This window comes from Staphylococcus sp. 231237_7MaSpsaltlick (assembly GCF_043107035.1).
In genome coordinates this window covers 87,718-107,288 of sequence record NZ_JBICNX010000010.1, presented here as the reverse complement: position 1 = coordinate 107,288, position 19,571 = coordinate 87,718, and the positions used below count along the sequence as shown (strand labels likewise).

16 protein-coding genes are annotated in these 19,571 nt (G+C 32.5%); 14 read left to right on the top strand and 2 right to left on the bottom strand.

Annotated features, from left to right (window positions below):
- The first annotated feature begins 1 nt into the window (after nt 1).
- From mutL to hfq, 9 genes are all read left to right on the top strand, one after another.
- The gene (mutL, locus tag ACF91D_RS18775) at nt 2–1,972 is read left to right on the top strand and encodes a DNA mismatch repair endonuclease MutL (RefSeq protein WP_327620626.1); all 1,971 of its coding nucleotides are present in this window, start codon (nt 2–4) and stop codon (nt 1,970–1,972) included.
- 11 nt (nt 1,973–1,983) lie between these two features.
- On the top strand, nt 1,984–2,517 hold the full coding sequence (locus tag ACF91D_RS18770; RefSeq protein ID WP_069793435.1) for a glycerol-3-phosphate responsive antiterminator: 534 nt from the start codon (nt 1,984–1,986) through the stop codon (nt 2,515–2,517).
- Nucleotides 2,518–2,677: 160 nt separating this feature from the next.
- Nucleotides 2,678–3,712 (top strand): S66 family peptidase, encoded by a 1,035-nt coding sequence (locus ACF91D_RS18765; protein ID WP_392437527.1) that lies wholly within the window; start codon nt 2,678–2,680, stop codon nt 3,710–3,712.
- Nucleotides 3,713–3,883: 171 nt separating this feature from the next.
- Nucleotides 3,884–4,702 carry an MIP/aquaporin family protein gene (locus tag ACF91D_RS18760; RefSeq protein ID WP_327620624.1) on the top strand — a complete coding sequence of 273 codons (819 nt, stop codon included), beginning with the start codon at nt 3,884–3,886 and terminating at the stop codon, nt 4,700–4,702.
- 181 nt (nt 4,703–4,883) lie between these two features.
- Nucleotides 4,884–6,386, top strand: a complete 1,503-nt coding sequence (gene glpK, locus ACF91D_RS18755; protein WP_039066695.1) for a glycerol kinase GlpK — start codon at nt 4,884–4,886, stop codon at nt 6,384–6,386.
- 144 nt (nt 6,387–6,530) lie between these two features.
- Nucleotides 6,531–8,204, top strand: coding sequence for a glycerol-3-phosphate dehydrogenase/oxidase (locus tag ACF91D_RS18750; RefSeq protein WP_327620623.1), 1,674 nt, complete (start codon nt 6,531–6,533; stop codon nt 8,202–8,204).
- 194 nt (nt 8,205–8,398) lie between these two features.
- Nucleotides 8,399–9,325 carry an alpha/beta hydrolase gene (locus ACF91D_RS18745; protein WP_327620622.1) on the top strand — a complete coding sequence of 309 codons (927 nt, stop codon included), beginning with the start codon at nt 8,399–8,401 and terminating at the stop codon, nt 9,323–9,325.
- A gap of 19 nt (nt 9,326–9,344) precedes the next feature.
- Entirely contained in the window at nt 9,345–10,292 is a 948-nt protein-coding gene (gene miaA, locus ACF91D_RS18740) for a tRNA (adenosine(37)-N6)-dimethylallyltransferase MiaA (protein WP_327620621.1), read from the top strand.
- Between the two features lies 1 nt (nt 10,293).
- On the top strand, nt 10,294–10,518 hold the full coding sequence (gene hfq, locus ACF91D_RS18735) for an RNA chaperone Hfq (protein ID WP_039066690.1): 225 nt from the start codon (nt 10,294–10,296) through the stop codon (nt 10,516–10,518).
- Between the two features lie 470 nt (nt 10,519–10,988).
- On the opposite strand, the gene ACF91D_RS18730 is transcribed toward hfq, so the two are convergent.
- Complete coding sequence (locus ACF91D_RS18730) at nt 10,989–11,462, bottom strand: glutathione peroxidase (protein ID WP_039066688.1); 474 nt, start codon at nt 11,460–11,462, stop codon at nt 10,989–10,991.
- Between the two features lie 104 nt (nt 11,463–11,566).
- Between ACF91D_RS18730 and hflX the strand changes: the two genes are divergently transcribed.
- The 4 genes from hflX (at nt 11,567) to glnA (ending at nt 16,048) form a co-directional block, all read left to right on the top strand.
- The gene (gene hflX, locus ACF91D_RS18725; RefSeq protein WP_327620620.1) at nt 11,567–12,802 is read left to right on the top strand and encodes a GTPase HflX; all 1,236 of its coding nucleotides are present in this window, start codon (nt 11,567–11,569) and stop codon (nt 12,800–12,802) included.
- A 16-nt stretch (nt 12,803–12,818) separates the two neighbouring features.
- Nucleotides 12,819–14,057 carry a methionine gamma-lyase family protein gene (locus tag ACF91D_RS18720; RefSeq protein ID WP_327620619.1) on the top strand — a complete coding sequence of 413 codons (1,239 nt, stop codon included), beginning with the start codon at nt 12,819–12,821 and terminating at the stop codon, nt 14,055–14,057.
- Between the two features lie 261 nt (nt 14,058–14,318).
- Nucleotides 14,319–14,687: a MerR family transcriptional regulator gene (locus ACF91D_RS18715; RefSeq protein ID WP_069793440.1), complete on the top strand. Its 369-nt coding sequence runs from the start codon at nt 14,319–14,321 to the stop codon at nt 14,685–14,687.
- Between the two features lie 20 nt (nt 14,688–14,707).
- On the top strand, nt 14,708–16,048 hold the full coding sequence (gene glnA / locus ACF91D_RS18710; RefSeq protein ID WP_069793441.1) for a type I glutamate--ammonia ligase: 1,341 nt from the start codon (nt 14,708–14,710) through the stop codon (nt 16,046–16,048).
- Nucleotides 16,049–17,115: 1,067 nt separating this feature from the next.
- On the opposite strand, the gene ACF91D_RS18705 is transcribed toward glnA, so the two are convergent.
- Nucleotides 17,116–17,295 (bottom strand): hypothetical protein, encoded by a 180-nt coding sequence (locus tag ACF91D_RS18705; RefSeq protein WP_069793442.1) that lies wholly within the window; start codon nt 17,293–17,295, stop codon nt 17,116–17,118.
- Between the two features lie 846 nt (nt 17,296–18,141).
- Between ACF91D_RS18705 and ACF91D_RS18700 the strand changes: the two genes are divergently transcribed.
- Nucleotides 18,142–18,570 (top strand): Ohr family peroxiredoxin, encoded by a 429-nt coding sequence (locus tag ACF91D_RS18700; protein WP_039066682.1) that lies wholly within the window; start codon nt 18,142–18,144, stop codon nt 18,568–18,570.
- The last annotated feature ends 1,001 nt before the right edge of the window (nt 18,571–19,571 follow it).

The window sequence follows — 19,571 nt, the reverse complement described above, 5'->3', positions numbered from 1 at the left end:
AATGGGTAAAATTAAAGAGTTACAGACATCATTAGCAAATAAAATTGCTGCTGGAGAAGTTGTTGAACGTCCAGGATCAGTAGTTAAAGAATTATTAGAGAATGCCATTGATGCCCAAGCGACCGAAATCAATATAGAAGTAGTGCAGTCTGGTGTTGAGTCTATACGTGTAGTGGATAATGGTACAGGAATTGCGATTGAGGATTTAGGTCTCGTATTTCATCGCCATGCTACGAGTAAATTAGATCAAGATGATGATTTGTTCCATATACGTACGTTAGGTTTCCGAGGAGAAGCCTTAGCAAGTATATCTTCAGTGTCGAAAGTGACACTGAAGACTTGTACAGATAATGAAGAAGGGCAAGAAATTTATGTTGAAAATGGTGAAATCCTTAATCAAAAACCAGCAAAAGCTAAACGTGGTACAGATATTTTAGTTGAATCACTATTTTATAATACACCTGCACGTCTCAAATATATTAAAAGTTTATATACTGAATTAGGTAAAATAACGGATATTGTGAATCGTATGGCAATGAGTCATTCTGATATACGTATTTCATTGATTTCTGATGGTAAAACTATCATTAAAACAAATGGCTCTGGCCGTACAAATGAAGTTATGGCTGAAATATATGGTATGAAAGTAGCTAAAGATTTAGTTCATATTACTGGAGATACGAGTGATTACCATTTAGAAGGTTATGTCGCAAAACCTGAACACTCTAGAAGTAATAAACATTATATTTCTATTTTTATAAATGGTAGATATATTAAAAACTTTTTACTTAATAAGGCAATTCAGGAAGGCTATCATACGCTATTGATGATTGGTCGATTCCCTATTTGTTACATTAATATAGAAATGGACCCTATATTAGTAGATGTCAATGTACATCCGACTAAATTAGAAGTAAGACTTTCTAAAGAAGACCAACTCTTTGAGTTAATAGTTGAAAAAATACGTGAGGCGTTTCAAGATCGTATTTTGATTCCGCAAAATGATATGGATAAAATCACTAAGAAAAATAAAGTGTTAGATAAGTTTGAACAACAAAAAATGGACTTTGAAAAGCGTAAACAACATCAGCATGAATTGCAGCAACAATCTCGCTATGATGAGATACAAGGTGATGAAATTAGTGAACCACAATCTGAAATGCAAACAAGATACAATACCAATCACACACAAAATGATGAGGTTCAATCAACCATACAAGAAACGGATTTTAATAATGATGATTATGTAAAATCGCAAAGAGCGTTATTAAATGAAATGGAAACTTTTGAACAACAATCAACGCTCCCTCATAACGACCAAGCTGACACTTTTGATCAAGGTATCGCAAACCAAGATATTAAAGGTAGTGTTAGTAAAGATGCCTCAAGACGTGTCCCTTATATGGAAGTTGTTGGCCAAGTACATGGCACATATATAATTGCCCAAAATGAACAAGGTATGTATATGATAGATCAACATGCTGCTCAAGAACGAATTAAATATGAGTATTTCAGAGATAAAATTGGCGAAGTATCAAATGAAATTCAAAATTTATTAATTCCTTTAACGTTCCACTTTTCTAAAGACGAACTGATGATTATCAACCAACATAAAGAAGAATTAGATAAAGTTGGCGTGCATTTGGAACCATTTGGTGGTAATGATTATATAGTAGATAGCTATCCAGTTTGGTTCCCAGCGTCTGAAGCGGAAGAAATTATAAAAGATATGATTGAATATGTATTGGAACATAAAAAAGTTAACGTTAAAAAAATACGTGAAGAAGCTGCAATCATGATGAGTTGTAAGCAATCCATTAAAGCCAATCATTATTTGAAAAATAATGAAATGGCTGATTTAGTTAACCAATTAAGAGAAACTGAAGATCCCTTTACTTGTCCACACGGTAGGCCGATTATTATAAACTTTTCAAACTATGAATTAGAGCGACTGTTCAAACGAATTATCTAGGAGGTTAGTGGATGAAGCCACATATTTTACCAGCTATTCGATCAATGAAAGACTTGGAGAAAATGATGCAAACAGATTATAAAGAATGCGTGTTACTAGATACACATATTGGACATGTTAAAAGCATCATGGAATTACTTAAGAAGAATAAAATTGAGACGTATATGCATATCGATTTAATTAAAGGTATGAGCCATGATGAGTTTGCATGCGAATATATCATACAAAATTATCATCCTAAAGGTATTGTTTCTACAAAAACAAAAGTAATCAATAAAGCGAAATCATTAAATACAACAACTGTTTTTCGAGTGTTTATATTAGATAGTCACGCTTTATCTCGAAGTATTGAGCTAATTAAACGCGTAGAACCTGATTATGTCGAAGTTTTACCTGGAATAGCCACTAAAGCAATTCAAATTATTAATGAAGAAACTAATACTTCTGTAATAGCTGGAGGATTGATTAATAAATTAGATGAAGTTGAAGTCGCGGTCGAAAACGGTGCTAAGTACATTACTACAAGTGATAGACATTTATGGTAAGGTGATATTGTTTTAATTAATTTAAGTTAAAACAATTGTGAATCATATTTTCAAAAATTAATAGATTAAATTTAAAAGCTAGCCATTTAAGCATAAGATAACCTCACTGCTGTATTAAATGAGCTAGCTTTTTATAGATTTATTAAAAGGGGAATAGATTATGATAAAACCGCAAAAGTTAAAACGTGGTGATACGGTTGCTATTGTATCTCTGTCGTCAGGTATCGCAGGTGATGATGTGATTCTATGGCGAACGTATCAAGGAATCCAAAGATTACAAGAAGTTTTCGATTTGAAAGTGAAAATAATGCCACATGCGTTAAAAGGTAATGCGTATATACGACAGCATCCTGAACTGCGTGCCGCAGATTTAAATGAGGCAATAAAAGATGAAGAAGTTAAAGCAATTATAAGTTGTATTGGCGGAGACGATGCGATTAGAATATGGCCCTATGTAGATTGTGAAGCAATCCAATACTATCCGAAAATTTTCACGGGGTATTCAGACTCAACAACCATACATATGATGTTTTATAAAATGGGAGTGATTAGTTTTTATGGTCCAGCCTTATTAACGGATTTTGCAGAGAATATGAGTATGGATTGTTATACGATAAAGGATATAGAAAAGAATTGGTTTAACACCGAGCCAATTGGTGAAGTGGTACCAGCGAAATACATTAGACCCTATGGATTAAGTTGGAACATTGAAAATAAAACAATTGCGAGATCAACTGTTCAACAACATGGCTATGAATTGCTTCAAGGACAAGATAAAATCAAAGGACATTTAATTGGCGGGAATTTAGAAACGCTCGTAGACATTAAAGAAACGGAATTATTTCCAAAATTAAATGATTTTGAACAGGCTATTTTATTTTTAGAAACTTCGGAAGATATGCCCTTGCCTACTGAATTTAGAGAGATGTTGTTTCAATTATTTGAAAAAGGTGTGTTTCATAGAATTAACGGTATAATATTCGGTAAACCGTTTAACAATACCTATTATGAACAATATAAAGACGTAATATTGACTTTTTTCAATATAGACCCGTTTAAGCAACTGCCTATATTATATAATTTGTCATTTGGTCATAACGAACCAAAACATATGTTACCTTATGGCGTTCAAGCAGAAATTAACTGTGAAACGAAACAATTTTTTATTACTGAAAATGCTGTTACTGATGATTAATTTGTGACAAGATTTTAACAAAATGTTTGACAACGCTTACAAAAACGTTGTAAGATGAATTCAAGTTAATAATTAGAACAGAGATGGGAGATTTCTACAGTAATTAAACCGGTGGTTCGCAACTGGCTATAATTGTAGGGGTCTCTCTATCTATTTTTAGGAGGAGTCTCTATGAGTGTATATTTTGCTGAATTCTTGGGAACAGCAATATTAGTATTATTTGGGGGTGGCGTTTGTGCCAACGTCAATTTGAAAAAAAGTGCTGGTAACGGTGCGGATTGGATTGTTATTGCATTAGGTTGGGGTCTTGCAGTTACAATGGGTGTCTATGCTACTGGTAATATTTCAGGCGCACATCTTAATCCTGCAGTAACACTTGCATTTGCTATGGACGGTGCTTTAAGTTGGAGCATGGTACCGGGATATATTATTTGCCAAATTCTAGGTGGTATCGTTGGTGGTATCGTTGTTTGGTTAATGTACTTAGCACATTGGAAACAAACAGAAGATCAAGGCGCAAAATTAGGAGTATTCTCAACTGCACCTGCAATTAAAAACTATTTTGCCAACTTCTTGAGTGAAATTATTGGTACTGCTGCCCTAACATTAGGATTACTGTTTATTGGTATGAATAAAATAGCTGATGGATTGAATCCATTAATCGTTGGTAGTTTAATTATTGCAATCGGTCTAAGTTTAGGTGGGCCAACAGGTTATGCAATTAACCCAGCACGTGACTTAGGTCCTCGTATTGCACACGCGATATTACCAATCGCTGGTAAAGGTAATTCAAATTGGGGTTATGCAATTGTACCTGTTTTAGGCCCAGTTACGGGCGGTATGATTGGTGCAGTAATCTATAGACTATTTTATAAAGGTGCATTTGATATGATGTCAGTTGTAGCAATAGTCTTATTAATAGTTACAATCGTACTTGGGGTTGTGTTAAATAAATCTAAAAGTGCAAAAGGTATCGAATCGGTTTATTAATTAAGTTTCAACAGTCCTGTTTATAAGTTAAAATATAAACAGGCTTTATAATATACAATATTAAGTAATAAAAGCATGTTTGTTGAGAATGATATTTGGCAATGTGTAAAGTAGATATGTCAACGTCAAAATTTACATATACTATGTGAAAAGCGAACATGATAAAAGGGAGATTATAATTATGGAAAAATATATCTTATCAATTGACCAAGGAACTACGAGTTCAAGAGCAATTCTTTTTGACCAAGATGGTAAAATCAAAGGTGTAGCACAACGCGAATTTAAACAATTCTTCCCTAAATCAGGTTGGGTAGAACATGATGCAAATGAAATTTGGACATCTGTTTTAGCGGTTATCGCGGAAGTTTTAAATGAAGAAAACGTCGGGGCAGACCAAATCGCTAGTATTGGTATTACTAACCAACGTGAAACAACAGTAGTATGGGATAAAGAAACATCACGTCCTATCTATCATGCAATTGTCTGGCAATCTCGTCAAACTCAAGGTATTTGCCAAGATTTAAAAGAACAAGGTCTAGAAGACAAATTCCGAGAAAAAACTGGTTTATTATTAGATCCTTACTTTGCAGGTACAAAAGTAAAATGGATTTTAGATAATGTTGAAGGCGCAAGAGAAAAAGCTGATAATGATGAACTATTGTTTGGAACAATCGATTCATGGTTAGTTTGGAAATTATCTGGCGGTAAAGCACATATTACAGATTACACAAATGCAAGTCGTACATTAATTTATAACATTCATGACTTAGAATGGGACCAAGAGTTACTTGATATCTTAGAAATTCCAAATTCCATGCTTCCTGAAGTAAAAGCATCAAGTGAAGTCTATGCAAATACTATTGATTACCATTTCTTTGGTAAAGAAGTACCGATTTCTGGTATTGCTGGTGACCAACAAGCTGCTTTATTCGGACAGGCTTGTTTTAACCGTGGTGACGTAAAAAACACTTACGGTACAGGCGGCTTCATGTTAATGAATACTGGCGAAGAAGCTGTTACATCTAAGAGTGGTTTGTTAACAACTATTGCATATGGAATAGATGGTAAAGTAAATTATGCACTTGAAGGTTCTATTTTCGTATCTGGTTCTGCAATCCAATGGTTACGTGATGGTCTTAGAATGATTAATTCTGCGCCTCAATCAGAAAATTACGCAGAACGTGTTGAATCTTCAGAAGGTGTATACGTCGTACCAGCATTTGTTGGTTTAGGCACACCTTATTGGGATGCGGAAGCACGAGGTGCAATCTTCGGCTTAACACGTGGTACAGAAAAAGAACACTTTATCCGTGCAACATTAGAATCATTATGTTATCAAACACGCGATGTGTTAGAAGCAATGGAAAAAGATTCTGCCATTACAGTGAATAATCTACGTGTCGATGGTGGCGCTGTAAAAAATAATTTCATTATGCAATTCCAAGCTGACTTATTAAATGTTGGCGTAGAACGTCCAGAAATTAATGAAACTACAGCTTTAGGTGCAGCTTACTTAGCAGGACTTGCGGTAGGATTCTGGGATAGTAAGGACGAAATTGCTAACCGTTGGAAGCTTGAAAAAGACTTTACTCCTAATATGGAAGAAAAAGAAAGAGAAAAATTATATAAAGGCTGGAAAAAAGCTGTAGAAGCAACGCAAGTCTTTAAATTAGAAGATGAATAAAAAAATAGACTAAAAGTTGTTATGTATGCTACAATAAGGGTAAGTTAATAATACAGAGATGAGAAATGAGAGATTCAGTTCGTACAATTATATATGTATGGGATGAGTCTCTCTTTTTTTATTATTTTAGGAGGCCTAGTTTTTATGAGTTTATCAACATTAAAAAGAGAACAGATCAAGAAAGATTTGAAAAATAAAGATTTTGACGTTGTAATTATTGGTGGCGGTATTACTGGAGCAGGTATTGCTTTAGATGCTAGTCAAAGAGGTATGAAAGTTGCTTTAGTAGAAATGCAAGATTTTGCACAAGGTACAAGTTCACGTTCTACTAAATTAGTACATGGTGGCTTACGTTACTTGAAACAACTCCAAGTTGGCGTTGTAGCAGAAACTGGTCGCGAACGTGCAATTGTATATGAAAATGGCCCACACGTGACAACACCTGAGCGTATGCTTTTACCAATGCATAAAGGTGGCTCAATGGGTAAATTTACTACTGCTATCGGTTTAACTATGTACGATAGATTAGCTGGTGTTAAAAAAGCAGAACGTAAAACAATGCTAAACGCTAAAGAAACTTTAGAAAAAGAACCACTTGTTAAAAAATCTGGCCTTAAAGGTGGGGGCTCTTATGTTGAGTACCGTACTGATGATGCACGTTTAACAATTGAAGTTATGAAACGCGCAGAAGAAAAAGGCGCAACAATTATTAACCATACAAAATCAATACATTTCACATATGATTCCAACGAACAAGTTAATGGTATTCAAGTAGAAGACCAAATTAACAATGAAACTTACCCTGTTAAAGCTAAAAAAGTTATCAATGCGAGTGGACCATGGGTAGACGAAGTACGTAGTGGCGACTATGCTAGAAATAATAAACAGTTACGTTTAACTAAAGGTGTTCATATTGTAATCGATCAATCTAAATTCCCATTAGGTCAAGCCGTTTATTTTGATACCGAAAAAGATGGTCGTATGATTTTTGCTATACCGCGTGAAGGTAAAGCTTATGTAGGTACTACAGATACATTCTACAACAACGATAAAGCTTCGCCACTTGCTACTCAAGAAGACAGAGACTACCTAATTGGTGCAATTAATTACATGTTCCCAGATGTAGATGTTAAAGATGAAGATATTGAATCATCATGGGCTGGAATTAGACCATTAATTCTAGAAGAAGGTAAAGACCCATCTGAAATTTCACGTAAGGATGAAGTTTGGGAAGGGAAATCTGGTCTTTTAACAATCGCTGGTGGTAAATTAACTGGTTACCGTCACATGGCATTAGAAATTGTAGACTTATTATCAAAACGCTTGAAAGAGCAATATGGTCTTAAATTTGCTAAATGTGCTACAAAACATTTACCAATTTCTGGTGGTGATGTTGGTGGCAGTAAAAACTTTGAACAATTCATTGACCAAAAAGTTAAAGAAGCTAAGTCATACCAAATAGATGAAGCAACAGCACGTCACTTTGCTTCTAAATATGGTTCTAACGTCGAAGAATTATTCAAAATAGCACAAACAGCCCAACATCAAGATACGGGATTGCCATTAGACATTTATACTGAATTAATTTATTCAATACAAAATGAAATGGTATATCGTCCAACAGACTTCTTTATTCGTCGTACAGGTAAACTTTATTTCAAAATTGATGACGTATTAAATTATAAAGAGCAAGTTATAGAAGTTATGAGTGACTTATTAGGATATACTAATATTCAAAAAGAAGCTTATACAAAAGAATTGCAAATTGCTATTGATGAAGCACAAACTGGTAACAAACAACCGGCTGTAAAAGAATAATTATCAATTATCTTGTGCTACAAAGTGTGAGAAGAAAGCAGCTACCGACTCTGATGAGTTGGTAGCTGTTTTTTATGCAATAGTCATTGTAACTAACGCCTTAACGCATAGCTTAGTATTTGATAACATAATATTTTGAGGGTATATTGTATAATATAATGAATATTAATCGTATGGTATGGGGGGCTAACGACATGAGTAAAAACGAATTTAAAATAACGGTTTCAGACGGGACAATGCTAGAAGTTAAATTGGATAAAGCTAAAAATGAAACGATTGGTATCGTACATTTACTACATGGTATGGCTGAGCATATGGATAGATACGATCTTCTTGTTGAATCGTTAAATCAGCAAGGTTACGATGTATTACGTCATAACCATAAAGGTCATGGTAAAGAGCTTGAAGAGAGTGATAGAGGACATATTGATAATATGTCTCAAGTAGCAGATGATACATATGAAATAGCACAAACAATGTGCGCGCATTATTATAATATTCCTTACATTGTAATCGGTCACTCTATGGGTTCAATTATTGCTCGCATTTTTGTTCAAAAATATCCTGATGCAGCACAAGGATTAATTTTATCAGGAACTACGCAATACCCTAAATTTAAAGCTGCATTACTAAGAATGATTTTGAAATTAATTACATTGCTTTCAGGAAAAAGACGTCGTTTAAATTGGCTAAATCGTATTATGTATAGAACATTTAACAAAGATATAGTTAATCAGCAAACAACAAGTGATTGGTTATCTAGTAATCCTGAAGAAGTGGAACAATTTATCAAAGATCCTTATACAGGTTTCTTGGTATCTAACCAATTAATCTACGAAACAATGAAACATATGTTACTGACAAGTAGTGGCAAAAATATGAAGAAGGTTAATCCAGACCTCCCAATTTTATTGATATCTGGTAAAGATGACCCGTTGAGTGAATATGGCAAAGGAATTAGAAAACTAGGCAATTTATATAAAAAAGCAGGAGTTAAGCATATTACAGTACACCTGTATAAAAATAAAAGACATGAAATACTATTTGAGCAAGATTATACAGAAACATGGCAACATATGTATGAGTGGATAGAGAGACAAATTTTAAAAAAGTACAAATAGATAAAGAGAGTTGATACGCGTGCAAAACGACAAACCATTTTTAATCGTATTAGTAGGGCCAACAGCTGTAGGTAAAACAGAATTTAGTATTGAATTAGCAAAAAAAGTGAATGGTGAGATTATTAGTGGTGATTCAATGCAAGTTTATAAACAAATGGATATTGGAACTGCTAAAATCACACAAGACGAAATGTCAGGTATCCCGCATCATATGATTGATATTTTAGAACCGGATGAAAACTTTTCCGCCTATGAATTTAAAAATAGAGCGCAAAGATTAATAAAAGAAATTACAGCCAGAGGGCATGTGCCTATTATTGCAGGGGGGACAGGACTGTATATTCAATCTCTTATCTATAATTATGATTTTGAAGATGAAACTATCTCTGAGCAGAAAAGCTTGGAAATTGAAGCGAAATTATCTGAGCTTGATCAACTTTCAAATGAGGAACTACATCAGTACTTGGCATCATTTGATGAGGTGTCAGCGCAGAACATACACCCAAATAATCGTAAAAGAGTTAGAAGAGCAATACAGTATTATTTAAAAACAAAAAAACTTTTAAGTTCTCGCAAGAAAGTGCAACAATTTACTGAAAATTATGATACATTATTATTAGGGATAGAAATGTCGCGTGACATATTATATCAAAGAATTAATAAACGCGTAGATATAATGTTGGAACGTGGATTAGTTAGTGAAGTGCAACAACTCGTTGACAATGGATATGAAACTAGTCAAAGTATGCAAGCGATAGGATATAAAGAAATTGTACCGGTCATCAAACAAGAATTGAGTTTGGATGAGGCAACTGAAAAATTAAAACAGCATTCTAGAAATTACGCTAAGCGACAAATGACCTGGTTTAAAAACAAGCTTGACGTGTTGTGGTTAGATAGAGAGAAAATGTCACTATCATTGATGTTAGAAGAGGTTTCAGTCCAAATACAGAAAAGGAGAACATAATATGAATACAACAGAGAACATCCAAGATAAATTCCTTGGGCAATTTAAGGCTGATCAGACAAAGGTAGTTGTTTTTTTAGTGAACGGTTTTCAAATGAAAGGTATTATCGAAGATTATGACAACTATTTAGTGTGCTTATTATCTCAAGGTAAACAGCATTTAATTTACAAACATGCTATAAGTACGTTTACAATTGACGATTCAAACACTAACGAAGAAGCATAAACACTACGTATTAAAAAAGCAAAATTTAATATGATACTTTATGTATAAGTAGAAGGACAGGGGTGTAAATATCTCTGTCTAAAGAATAAACGTCTGTTTCTATAAAAATATAATAGAAATTGGCGTTTATTTGTTTTTATGAAACTTTATAACGTTTTGACCATCGGAGAAAATTTATGAGTGAAAGGGCATGGGGGCAAATTATAAACTAAAGGCATGCGCGGTTATAATTATGAACTTATAAATAATAAGAGAGTTAAGCCGTTAAGGATTAACTCTCTTATTTTAAGGAGAGGTATTATTCATACCCCTGTCTCTAGTGTTATATCATAAGCATTAATTATTAAGTCTACATTAATAATTACTTTAAAGTTTAATTTATAAAACCGCATGATTAAAATGTGACATCATGTAATTATAATTATTAAAATATTAGTTTAATCGTTTAATTCTAGATATTTTGTATTGAATTAAAGTAGAGCTTCAATATCAGATTCAATTTGGTTTGGTTTTTTCTGTGGAGAGAAGCGGTTAACAACATTTCCTTTTTTATCAACTAAAAATTTTGTGAAATTCCATTTTATTTTTTCGTTGAACAACCCATTTTGCGCTTCTGTTAAAAATTTGAAAAGTGGATGTTGGTTATCTCCTTTAACATCTATTTTTTCATGCATTGGAAAAGAAACGCCATAGTTAATTTTACAGTTTTGTGTTGCTTCTTCTCCGCTACCAGGTTCTTGCCCGCCGAATTGGTTGCAAGGGAACCCTAAAACGATAAAATCTTGTTCTTTATATTTCTCGTATAATTCTTGTAAACCTTCAAACTGAGGTGTGAAACCACATTCACTAGCAGTATTCACAATCAGCATAACTTTATCTTTATAAGCATCTAATTGATACGATGTTCCATTTGGTTTTTTAACTTCTATATCATATATAGTCATTTTAATTCACCTCTTCTTATTAATTTAACACAATTTGAGTTTATAGTCTTTATATTGGCACTATGATAGAATGGCTAAGAAAACTTGGGAAAGAGGTGCATGTTATGACCCAATATCAAACGCATACAACTAAACAAAAATTAGAAACAGCAATATTGATTGGAGTTCATGCTCAAACAGACAATAATTATAATTTTGAATCTACGATGGAAGAGTTGGCATCTCTATCTAGAACATGTCGGTTGGATGTTCAAGAGCAATTTACTCAAAATAGAACAAATTTTGATAATAAGTACTACGTTGGTAAGGGTAAATTAGATGAGATAAAAGCATACGTTGAATTTCACGATATTGATGTTATCGTGGCAAATGATGAATTGACCACTGCGCAATCTAAGACACTTAATGGTAATTTAAACGTGAAAATTATTGATAGAACACAGCTTATATTAGAAATATTTGCTTTAAGAGCGCGTAGTAAAGAAGGAAAATTACAAGTAGAACTAGCTCAATTAGATTATTTAATGCCTAGATTACAAGGACATGGGCGTAGTTTGTCACGTTTAGGTGGCGGTATCGGTACAAGAGGTCCTGGTGAAACAAAGCTTGAAATGGATCGTCGACACATAAGGACAAGAATGAATGAAATCAAGCATCAGTTAGAAACCGTAGTAGAACATCGTGAACGTTATCGTAATAAACGTGAACAAAATCACGTTTTTCAAGTTGCGCTTGTTGGTTATACAAATGCTGGTAAATCATCATGGTTTAACGCGTTAGCTAAAGAAACAACATACGAAAAGAACTTATTGTTTGCAACGCTTGATCCTAAAACGAGACAAATTCAAATTAACGATGGCTTTAATCTCATTATTTCTGATACGGTTGGTTTTATACAAAAATTACCAACAACGCTCATTGCTGCTTTTAAATCTACTTTGGAAGAAGCCAAAAATGCAGACTTACTATTACATGTAGTAGATAGTAGTCATCCAGAATACAGAGGCCAATATGATACGGTGAACCAAATTATTGGTGATTTAGAAATGGGGCAAATCCCTCAAGCAATTATTTTTAATAAAAAAGATTTACACGAAGGGACATTGCCAACAACAAATAAACCACATGTGTTCGTTTCAAGTAAAGAACAAGAAGATGTAGAAAAGGTTAAAGAACTTTTATATAATGAAGTGAAAAAAGTATTAACTTATTATGAAGAGTATGTGCCTAGTTCAGATGCCGATCGTTTATATTACTTAAAACAACACACATTGGTATCTGAATTGAATTTTAATGACGCAACTGCGACTTATGAAGTGAAAGGCTATAAAAAAGAGTAGAAGGAAGTAATGATTAATGGAAGAGATGAAACAACTGATTGCAGAAACTGAAGAAACATTAATACCTTATTTTAAAAACATTGAAGATGTTGCCTATGAGAATCAAGAAAAGGTTTTAAATGCTTTTCATGCAGTCAAAGCAACAGAAAACGACTTACAAGGTACGACAGGTTATGGTTATGATGACATAGGTCGAGACCACCTTGAAGCAATTTATGCACACACTTTTAAAGCGGAAGATGCCATTGTAAGACCTCAAATTATTTCTGGTACGCACGCGATTACAATTGCCTTACAGAGTGTTTTGAAATATGGAGATGAACTTTTATATATTACAGGCGACCCATATGATACATTGTTAGAAGTAATTGGTATTAATGGTAATGGGATAGAAAGTTTAAAAGAACACGGTGTTGCATACAGTAAAGTGGATTTAAAACAAGGTGACATTGATATTGACGCTGTTTTAAATAATATTAAACCTCAAACTAAAGTCATTGCGATTCAACGTTCTAAAGGTTATGATCAACGACCATCTATTGATTTAGCAAAAATTGAAAGAGCTATTAATCAAATCAAAGCGAAACATCCGGAAGTGATTGTCTTTGTTGATAATTGTTATGGAGAATTTGTTGAGAAACGTGAACCTATTGAATGTGGTGCAGACTTAATAGCAGGATCGTTGATTAAAAATCCAGGAGGCGGGTTAGCCAAAATAGGCGGCTATATCGCAGGTAAAAAAACGTTAGTCGAAAGATGTGGTTATCGATTAACTGCGCCAGGAATAGGTAAAGAAGCAGGTGCTTCCTTAAATTCACTTCAAGAAATGTATCAAGGATTCTTTCTTGCACCTCACGTAGTGAGTCAAAGTTTAAAGGGCGCGTTCTTTACCAGTTTATTATTAGAAAAAATGGATATGCGTACGACACCACGTTATGATGTTGCTAGAACTGACTTAATACAAACTGTGTCATTTGATACAAAAGAGCAAATGATTCTATTTTGTCAAAGTATTCAACAAGCTTCTCCAATAAATGCACATTTCAGTCCAGAGCCTGCATACATGCCAGGCTATGAAGATGATGTAATTATGGCAGCAGGCACCTTTGTACAAGGATCTTCTATAGAATTATCAGCAGATGGTCCGATAAGACCACCATACGAAGTTTATGTGCAAGGTGGTTTAACATATGAACATGTTAAATTAGCTGTATCAAGAGCGGCACAAAAATTAAGAACGCAACAACTTGTATAGATAATAACTTTAACCATATATTTTATTTTGCGATGAACTGAAATTGAGCGTTAATTTTAGTAATCATAGATAAAATATATGGTGTTTTTTTGAAAAAATTTAAGGAATTTTCTAAAAATTTATTTGAGTAATGGATAGTGATAGTGTTGAGAGTAGTTATATCAACGGATTGGAGTATATGTTAGAAAACCTTACATATCTTTGAATTAATTTAGATATTATGCTAAATTTATTACAAGTTCAAAAATAGAGGTGATCGAATTGAAGTCAAATGATACATTAAGACGAAGTATGCCGGTTTTCCCTATGAGTGTTGTAACAAAATTAAGCGAATTGACTGCAAGGCAAATTCGTTACTATGAAACACATGAACTGCTTAAACCACATAGGTCAGAGGGGAACAAAAGACTTTTTTCATTAAATGATTTGGAACGACTTTTAGAAATTAAAAACTTGATTGAAAAAGGTTTTAATATAAAAGGAATTAAACAAATTATAAAAAATGATCAAGATCACCTTACTGATGATGAACAAGAAACAAGAAAACAAATGATAGTTGAAGCCACTCAGAAACCACAGCGAGAAGCAATTCCGATAAACCGTGGAGATTTATCACGTTTTATCAAATAAAATAATGGGGGACATTTACAATGCCAAAACGTTCATTTACCAAAGAAGATATTTATAAGTTTGCTAAAGAAGAAAATGTAAGATACCTAAGATTACAATTTACTGATATTTTAGGTGTTATTAAAAACGTTGAAGTACCAGTTAGCCAATTAGAAAAAGTTTTAGATAACGAAATGATGTTTGATGGTTCTTCAATTGAAGGATTTGTACGTATCGAAGAATCTGATATGTATTTATACCCAGATTTAGATACATGGGTTATTTTCCCATGGACTGCTGGACAAGGTAAAGTTGCTCGTTTAATTTGTGACGTGTATAAAACAGATGGTACACCGTTTGAAGGTGATCCTCGTGCGAACTTAAAGCGTGTATTAAATGAAATGAAAGATTTAGGGTTCTCAGAATTAAACTTAGGGCCTGAACCTGAATTTTTCTTATTTAAATTAGATGAAAAAGGTGAACCAACATTAGAATTAAATGATGATGGTGGATATTTTGACTTAGCGCCAACAGATTTAGGTGAGAATTGTCGTCGTGACATCGTATTAGAATTAGAAGACATGGGCTTTGATATTGAAGCGAGTCACCATGAAGTTGCACCAGGGCAACATGAAATTGACTTCAAATATGCAGATGCAATTACAGCATGTGATAATATCCAAACATTTAAACTTGTTGTAAAAACAATTGCACGTCAGCATAATCTACATGCAACGTTTATGCCAAAACCATTATTTGGTGTGAATGGTAGCGGAATGCACTTTAACATGTCATTGTTTAAAGGAAAAGAGAACGCGTTCTATGATCCAGATGGTGATATGCAAATGACTAAAGATGCATTCCACTTTGTTGCAGGTATCTTGAAAAATGCACGTGGATTTACAGGCGTATGTAACCCGCTAGTAAACTCTTATAAACGATTAGTTCCAGGTTATGAAGCACCTTGTTATATTGCATGGAGTGGTAAAAACCGTTCTCCATTAATCCGTGTACCATCATCTCGTGGATTATCCACACGTGTAGAAGTGCGCTCAGTCGACCCAGCAGCAAATCCATACTTAGCATTAGCAGCAATCTTACAAGCTGGTTTAGATGGTATTAAAAACAAATTAGAAGTACCAGAACCAGTTAACCAAAATATTTATGAAATGAACCGTGAAGAACGTGAAGCAGTTGGCATTGAAGATTTACCTTCAACTTTATATACAGCAATTAAAGCTATGAAGAACAACGAGCCAATCAAAGAAGCGCTTGGTAATCATATTTATAATCAATTCATAAATTCTAAATCAATTGAATGGGATTACTACAGAACTCAAGTTTCTGAATGGGAAAGAGAACAATATATGAAACAATACTAGGTGCTAAACAAAGGGGTTAAACACTAGGTATATAAACAACTCGTGTCATTCTAATAGGATGACACGAGTTGTTTTTTGCATCTATTTTTATTTTGTTGAGCGTTTATGGGGCAGGATGGGTGCAGAAAATTTTAAAATATTTCTTTAATACGTTTGTTGTAACCAAGAAAGTTAAAAATCAAGAAAAAATATTAAAAGACTTTAATATAAAATGAGGGGTATATGTAAATTAAGTAATAGACGGTGTAAATTGGGGAGTTAAGTATATTGGTAATAGATTTCCTGATGGCTAACCATAAGGCGCACAATATGAGATATTTTTTATTGAATTCAATAAAAATATTGGTGTGTTCATCCAAAAAGGCATGCCAAAGATTTTATTAATTATAAATGGCCGAAAAAATCCCAAGTTACTAAAGGAAAAAAACAAATACTAGGAACGATTTTTTATAAAATTAATATAAGTATAATGTTTGAAAAGAATTTGAAGAGCTATATTATAAATGCACTCCCGAATCTTATTCTCATTCAAACCTTTGCACCTCCTACTATTATTTTAGGCTCCTCAACTTTTAATAATAAGGGGGGGTGGTGTGTGAGTAAAAACTACATTTATATGAAGTAACTTGTTTAAGTAAGGTTAATTTGAAAGATATCGTGTAGATAAAATAAACCACCTAGGTGAATAGGTAGGTTGCTTGTTCTGCACTCACTTTAACAAAACAATGAGTTTGGTGCAGAAGTGGGTGCAAGAATGTGAATTACAGTAAAATTCTATGAGTTTAAAACGTTTATAGTAAGTACTTTTATAATTATAAAATGTGTATATTCAACTTGATTTATTCTAAAGTATTTTATTTAATGAAATAAACTTTATATCCATAGGCTCTATGCCGCAAGATATAGGGATAAGTTTTGTAGGGAAAATTACGCTTCGCTAAGTAGTGGGGCGTTTGTTATTTATAATAAGTTTCCAATAAAAGAATCAGGGTATATAACTATCAAGCGACGTAGAACGCTTCACAAACTATAATAAATTAGCCTATCTGCTTAGATAGGCTGTTTTTTTATTTATTTAAAAATTCATTAAGTGTGGAATTATTGTTTTCTTTTTCAACTATATCCTCTATATTTTTAGCAGCATCTTCTTTTTCGCTTATAACTTCATCTTCTATCAAGCTCTCAACCCTATTTTTTACTTCTTTTTTATTCCAACCTATTTTGTCGAGTTCTTTTTTATAGTTCATATATAACCTCCTTGATTATATAATTTCTAGAATAATCAATTATATTACATATATAAAGATAAAGATATTAAAGTGATCCCCCTGTAGAAAGCTTTTTAGCTTATTCAATAAATATGATGATATAAATTTTATGAAAAGATTATAAATATACGCTTGAATCTTATGCTCAATTACATTTTTGACCTCTCTATTATTTTAGTTATTCGATTTTTAATGATAAGAGGGGATTTTAACTTATCATTTTTCTAATTAATAGGTTAATAATTGGCTTGATTAGTTATTTGATTAGTTATTTGATTAGTTATATAAAGTGTAATAATAAGATTTTTAAAATACAGTTATAATCTGCGGTACTATTGTCGCTTTTCCATGTATATACATTTTAAAATTTATTTACTTTAATGGATTTGAAAAAGAATTGAAAGGTTATATTAAAGGTACTACTCCAAAAAATATATGCATTCAAACCTCCACATACTATTTATTATGTTAGTCCCTAAACTTTTAATAATGATGGAGGGGTTTTTGGTGTGTGAAAAATGAGGCATTTATTATGAAGAGACTGTTTTAAGTTGAGTTAATATTTAAAATGTATAACGATTCTATAATTAAATTTCGTTGTTTTTATAGATTGATAAATACAAACTAAAGAGAGGTATATATACAAAGTAAACGGTCACACGCAAACACTAGATTTATTTGAATAAAATTGTTGTTTATTTGATTTGACTTTATTTAGATAATCTTTTAATTTTTAATATTTTAAAATCAATGATATATTATTAATGAATTGAGATTAATTCATTAATACAAGCATAATTTATTAAGTTAAAAGGAGCGATTGGAATGGTAAAACCATTATATGAAGTTACTGTAATTAGCAATGGCGGCAGAGATGGCAAGGTTTTTAGTGAAGACAATACGTTTTATCAAGATTTAGCTGTCCCGAAAGAAATGGGAGGTAATGGAGTTACTGAATCAAATCCAGAGCAACTGTTTGCAGCTGGATATAGCTCATGTTTCAACAATGCACTTATGCATATTTTAAAAAATGATGGTAAAGGATCAATTGAACCAGAAGTACGCGCAACAGCGTATTTATTACCGGACAAAACAGACGGTGGCGTTAAATTAGCTGCTGAATTAGATGTAACAGTCAAAGATCTTAACCAGGAAGAAGCAGAATTATATGTTAAAAAAGCACATAATTATTGTCCGTATTCAAAAGCATTGAAAGAAACAATAGATATTGAAATTAATGTAAGTGTTAATTAAAAAGCAACGTTATAAACTATCTATAAATATGTGATATGTTTAGTACGATGGTTTTAGAATTAGTATGTCAGATTAAAAGAGATGGTTTTTTATTTAGGGGGTTTCCCTAATATATGTAGTTGACATGACAATGGTAAACTATATATAGAACTCCCTAGTTCGAAAATAGATTATCAAAAGCCATTTTAATCTTAGGCACTCCTTAAAATAAGCACTTTAATCGTATTAAAGTTGTATATTTAGGGAGTGTTTTATATTTATTAAAGTAGATTATTTTGAATGCCGTATATAAGATTGTTTTATTGAAATATTTTTCAAAGCGAAATATATAATGATTAATGGGATTGAATAAAATTACTGGCAGATTGTTTTTTTATAACCCTTTACTATAAAGAGAGAAATATATTCCTAATTATTATGAAATGGAATGATTGAATTTAAAGTGAAAGTAGATAGTATAGAAGCTACATATAAATTAAGACAAAATCCAAGTAGAAAAGAAAGGGAAAATATAATAAAAATTTAAGAAAATCGGAGAGCTTTTAAGTTCACAATTGGCTGATGTAATAGAAGGTTAACAGTAATTAAAAAACTATTGCACGAAATAAAGATTTATATAACTAGTATTGAAAATTGATTTTTATGGATAAAAAAAGATTGAAATAACTCAGTTTAAGTTACTGTGCTATTTCAATCAAATAGCTCAATTTTCATATAAGCTATTAACCAAATATTGCGTGCGAAAATGGTATCAAATATAATATAAATAAAGTAAGACATACTGTGAAATAGATAATGAACGCACGCACTTCTTTTGTTTTAAAGAAAATAATCACCTCAATCATACTTAGTGAACTTTAATTTTAAAATAAGCGGTATGTTGCGTCAATATAGAGCTATATTAAGCATAAATTATTTTATTAAATTACGCGCATAGCTATGTTTTATTGTTTGAATGTCATTCTCCTAAATAGTATGATATAAACAATATAAATTTAATA

Bases quoted from the DNA above. Each gene is read 5' to 3' on its own strand.
- mutL (WP_327620626.1), top strand. From the start codon at position 2: ATGGGTAAAATTAAAGAGTTACAGACATCATTAGCAAATAAAATTGCT.
- ACF91D_RS18770 (WP_069793435.1), top strand. From the start codon at position 1,984: ATGAAGCCACATATTTTACCAGCTATTCGATCAATGAAAGACTTGGAG.
- ACF91D_RS18765 (WP_392437527.1), top strand. From the start codon at position 2,678: ATGATAAAACCGCAAAAGTTAAAACGTGGTGATACGGTTGCTATTGTA.
- ACF91D_RS18760 (WP_327620624.1), top strand. From the start codon at position 3,884: ATGAGTGTATATTTTGCTGAATTCTTGGGAACAGCAATATTAGTATTA.
- glpK (WP_039066695.1), top strand. From the start codon at position 4,884: ATGGAAAAATATATCTTATCAATTGACCAAGGAACTACGAGTTCAAGA.
- ACF91D_RS18750 (WP_327620623.1), top strand. From the start codon at position 6,531: ATGAGTTTATCAACATTAAAAAGAGAACAGATCAAGAAAGATTTGAAA.
- ACF91D_RS18745 (WP_327620622.1), top strand. From the start codon at position 8,399: ATGAGTAAAAACGAATTTAAAATAACGGTTTCAGACGGGACAATGCTA.
- hfq (WP_039066690.1), top strand. From the start codon at position 10,294: ATGAATACAACAGAGAACATCCAAGATAAATTCCTTGGGCAATTTAAG.
- ACF91D_RS18730 (WP_039066688.1), bottom strand. From the start codon at position 11,462: ATGACTATATATGATATAGAAGTTAAAAAACCAAATGGAACATCGTAT.
- hflX (WP_327620620.1), top strand. From the start codon at position 11,567: ATGACCCAATATCAAACGCATACAACTAAACAAAAATTAGAAACAGCA.
- ACF91D_RS18720 (WP_327620619.1), top strand. From the start codon at position 12,819: ATGGAAGAGATGAAACAACTGATTGCAGAAACTGAAGAAACATTAATA.
- glnA (WP_069793441.1), top strand. From the start codon at position 14,708: ATGCCAAAACGTTCATTTACCAAAGAAGATATTTATAAGTTTGCTAAA.
- ACF91D_RS18705 (WP_069793442.1), bottom strand. From the start codon at position 17,295: ATGAACTATAAAAAAGAACTCGACAAAATAGGTTGGAATAAAAAAGAA.
- ACF91D_RS18700 (WP_039066682.1), top strand. From the start codon at position 18,142: ATGGTAAAACCATTATATGAAGTTACTGTAATTAGCAATGGCGGCAGA.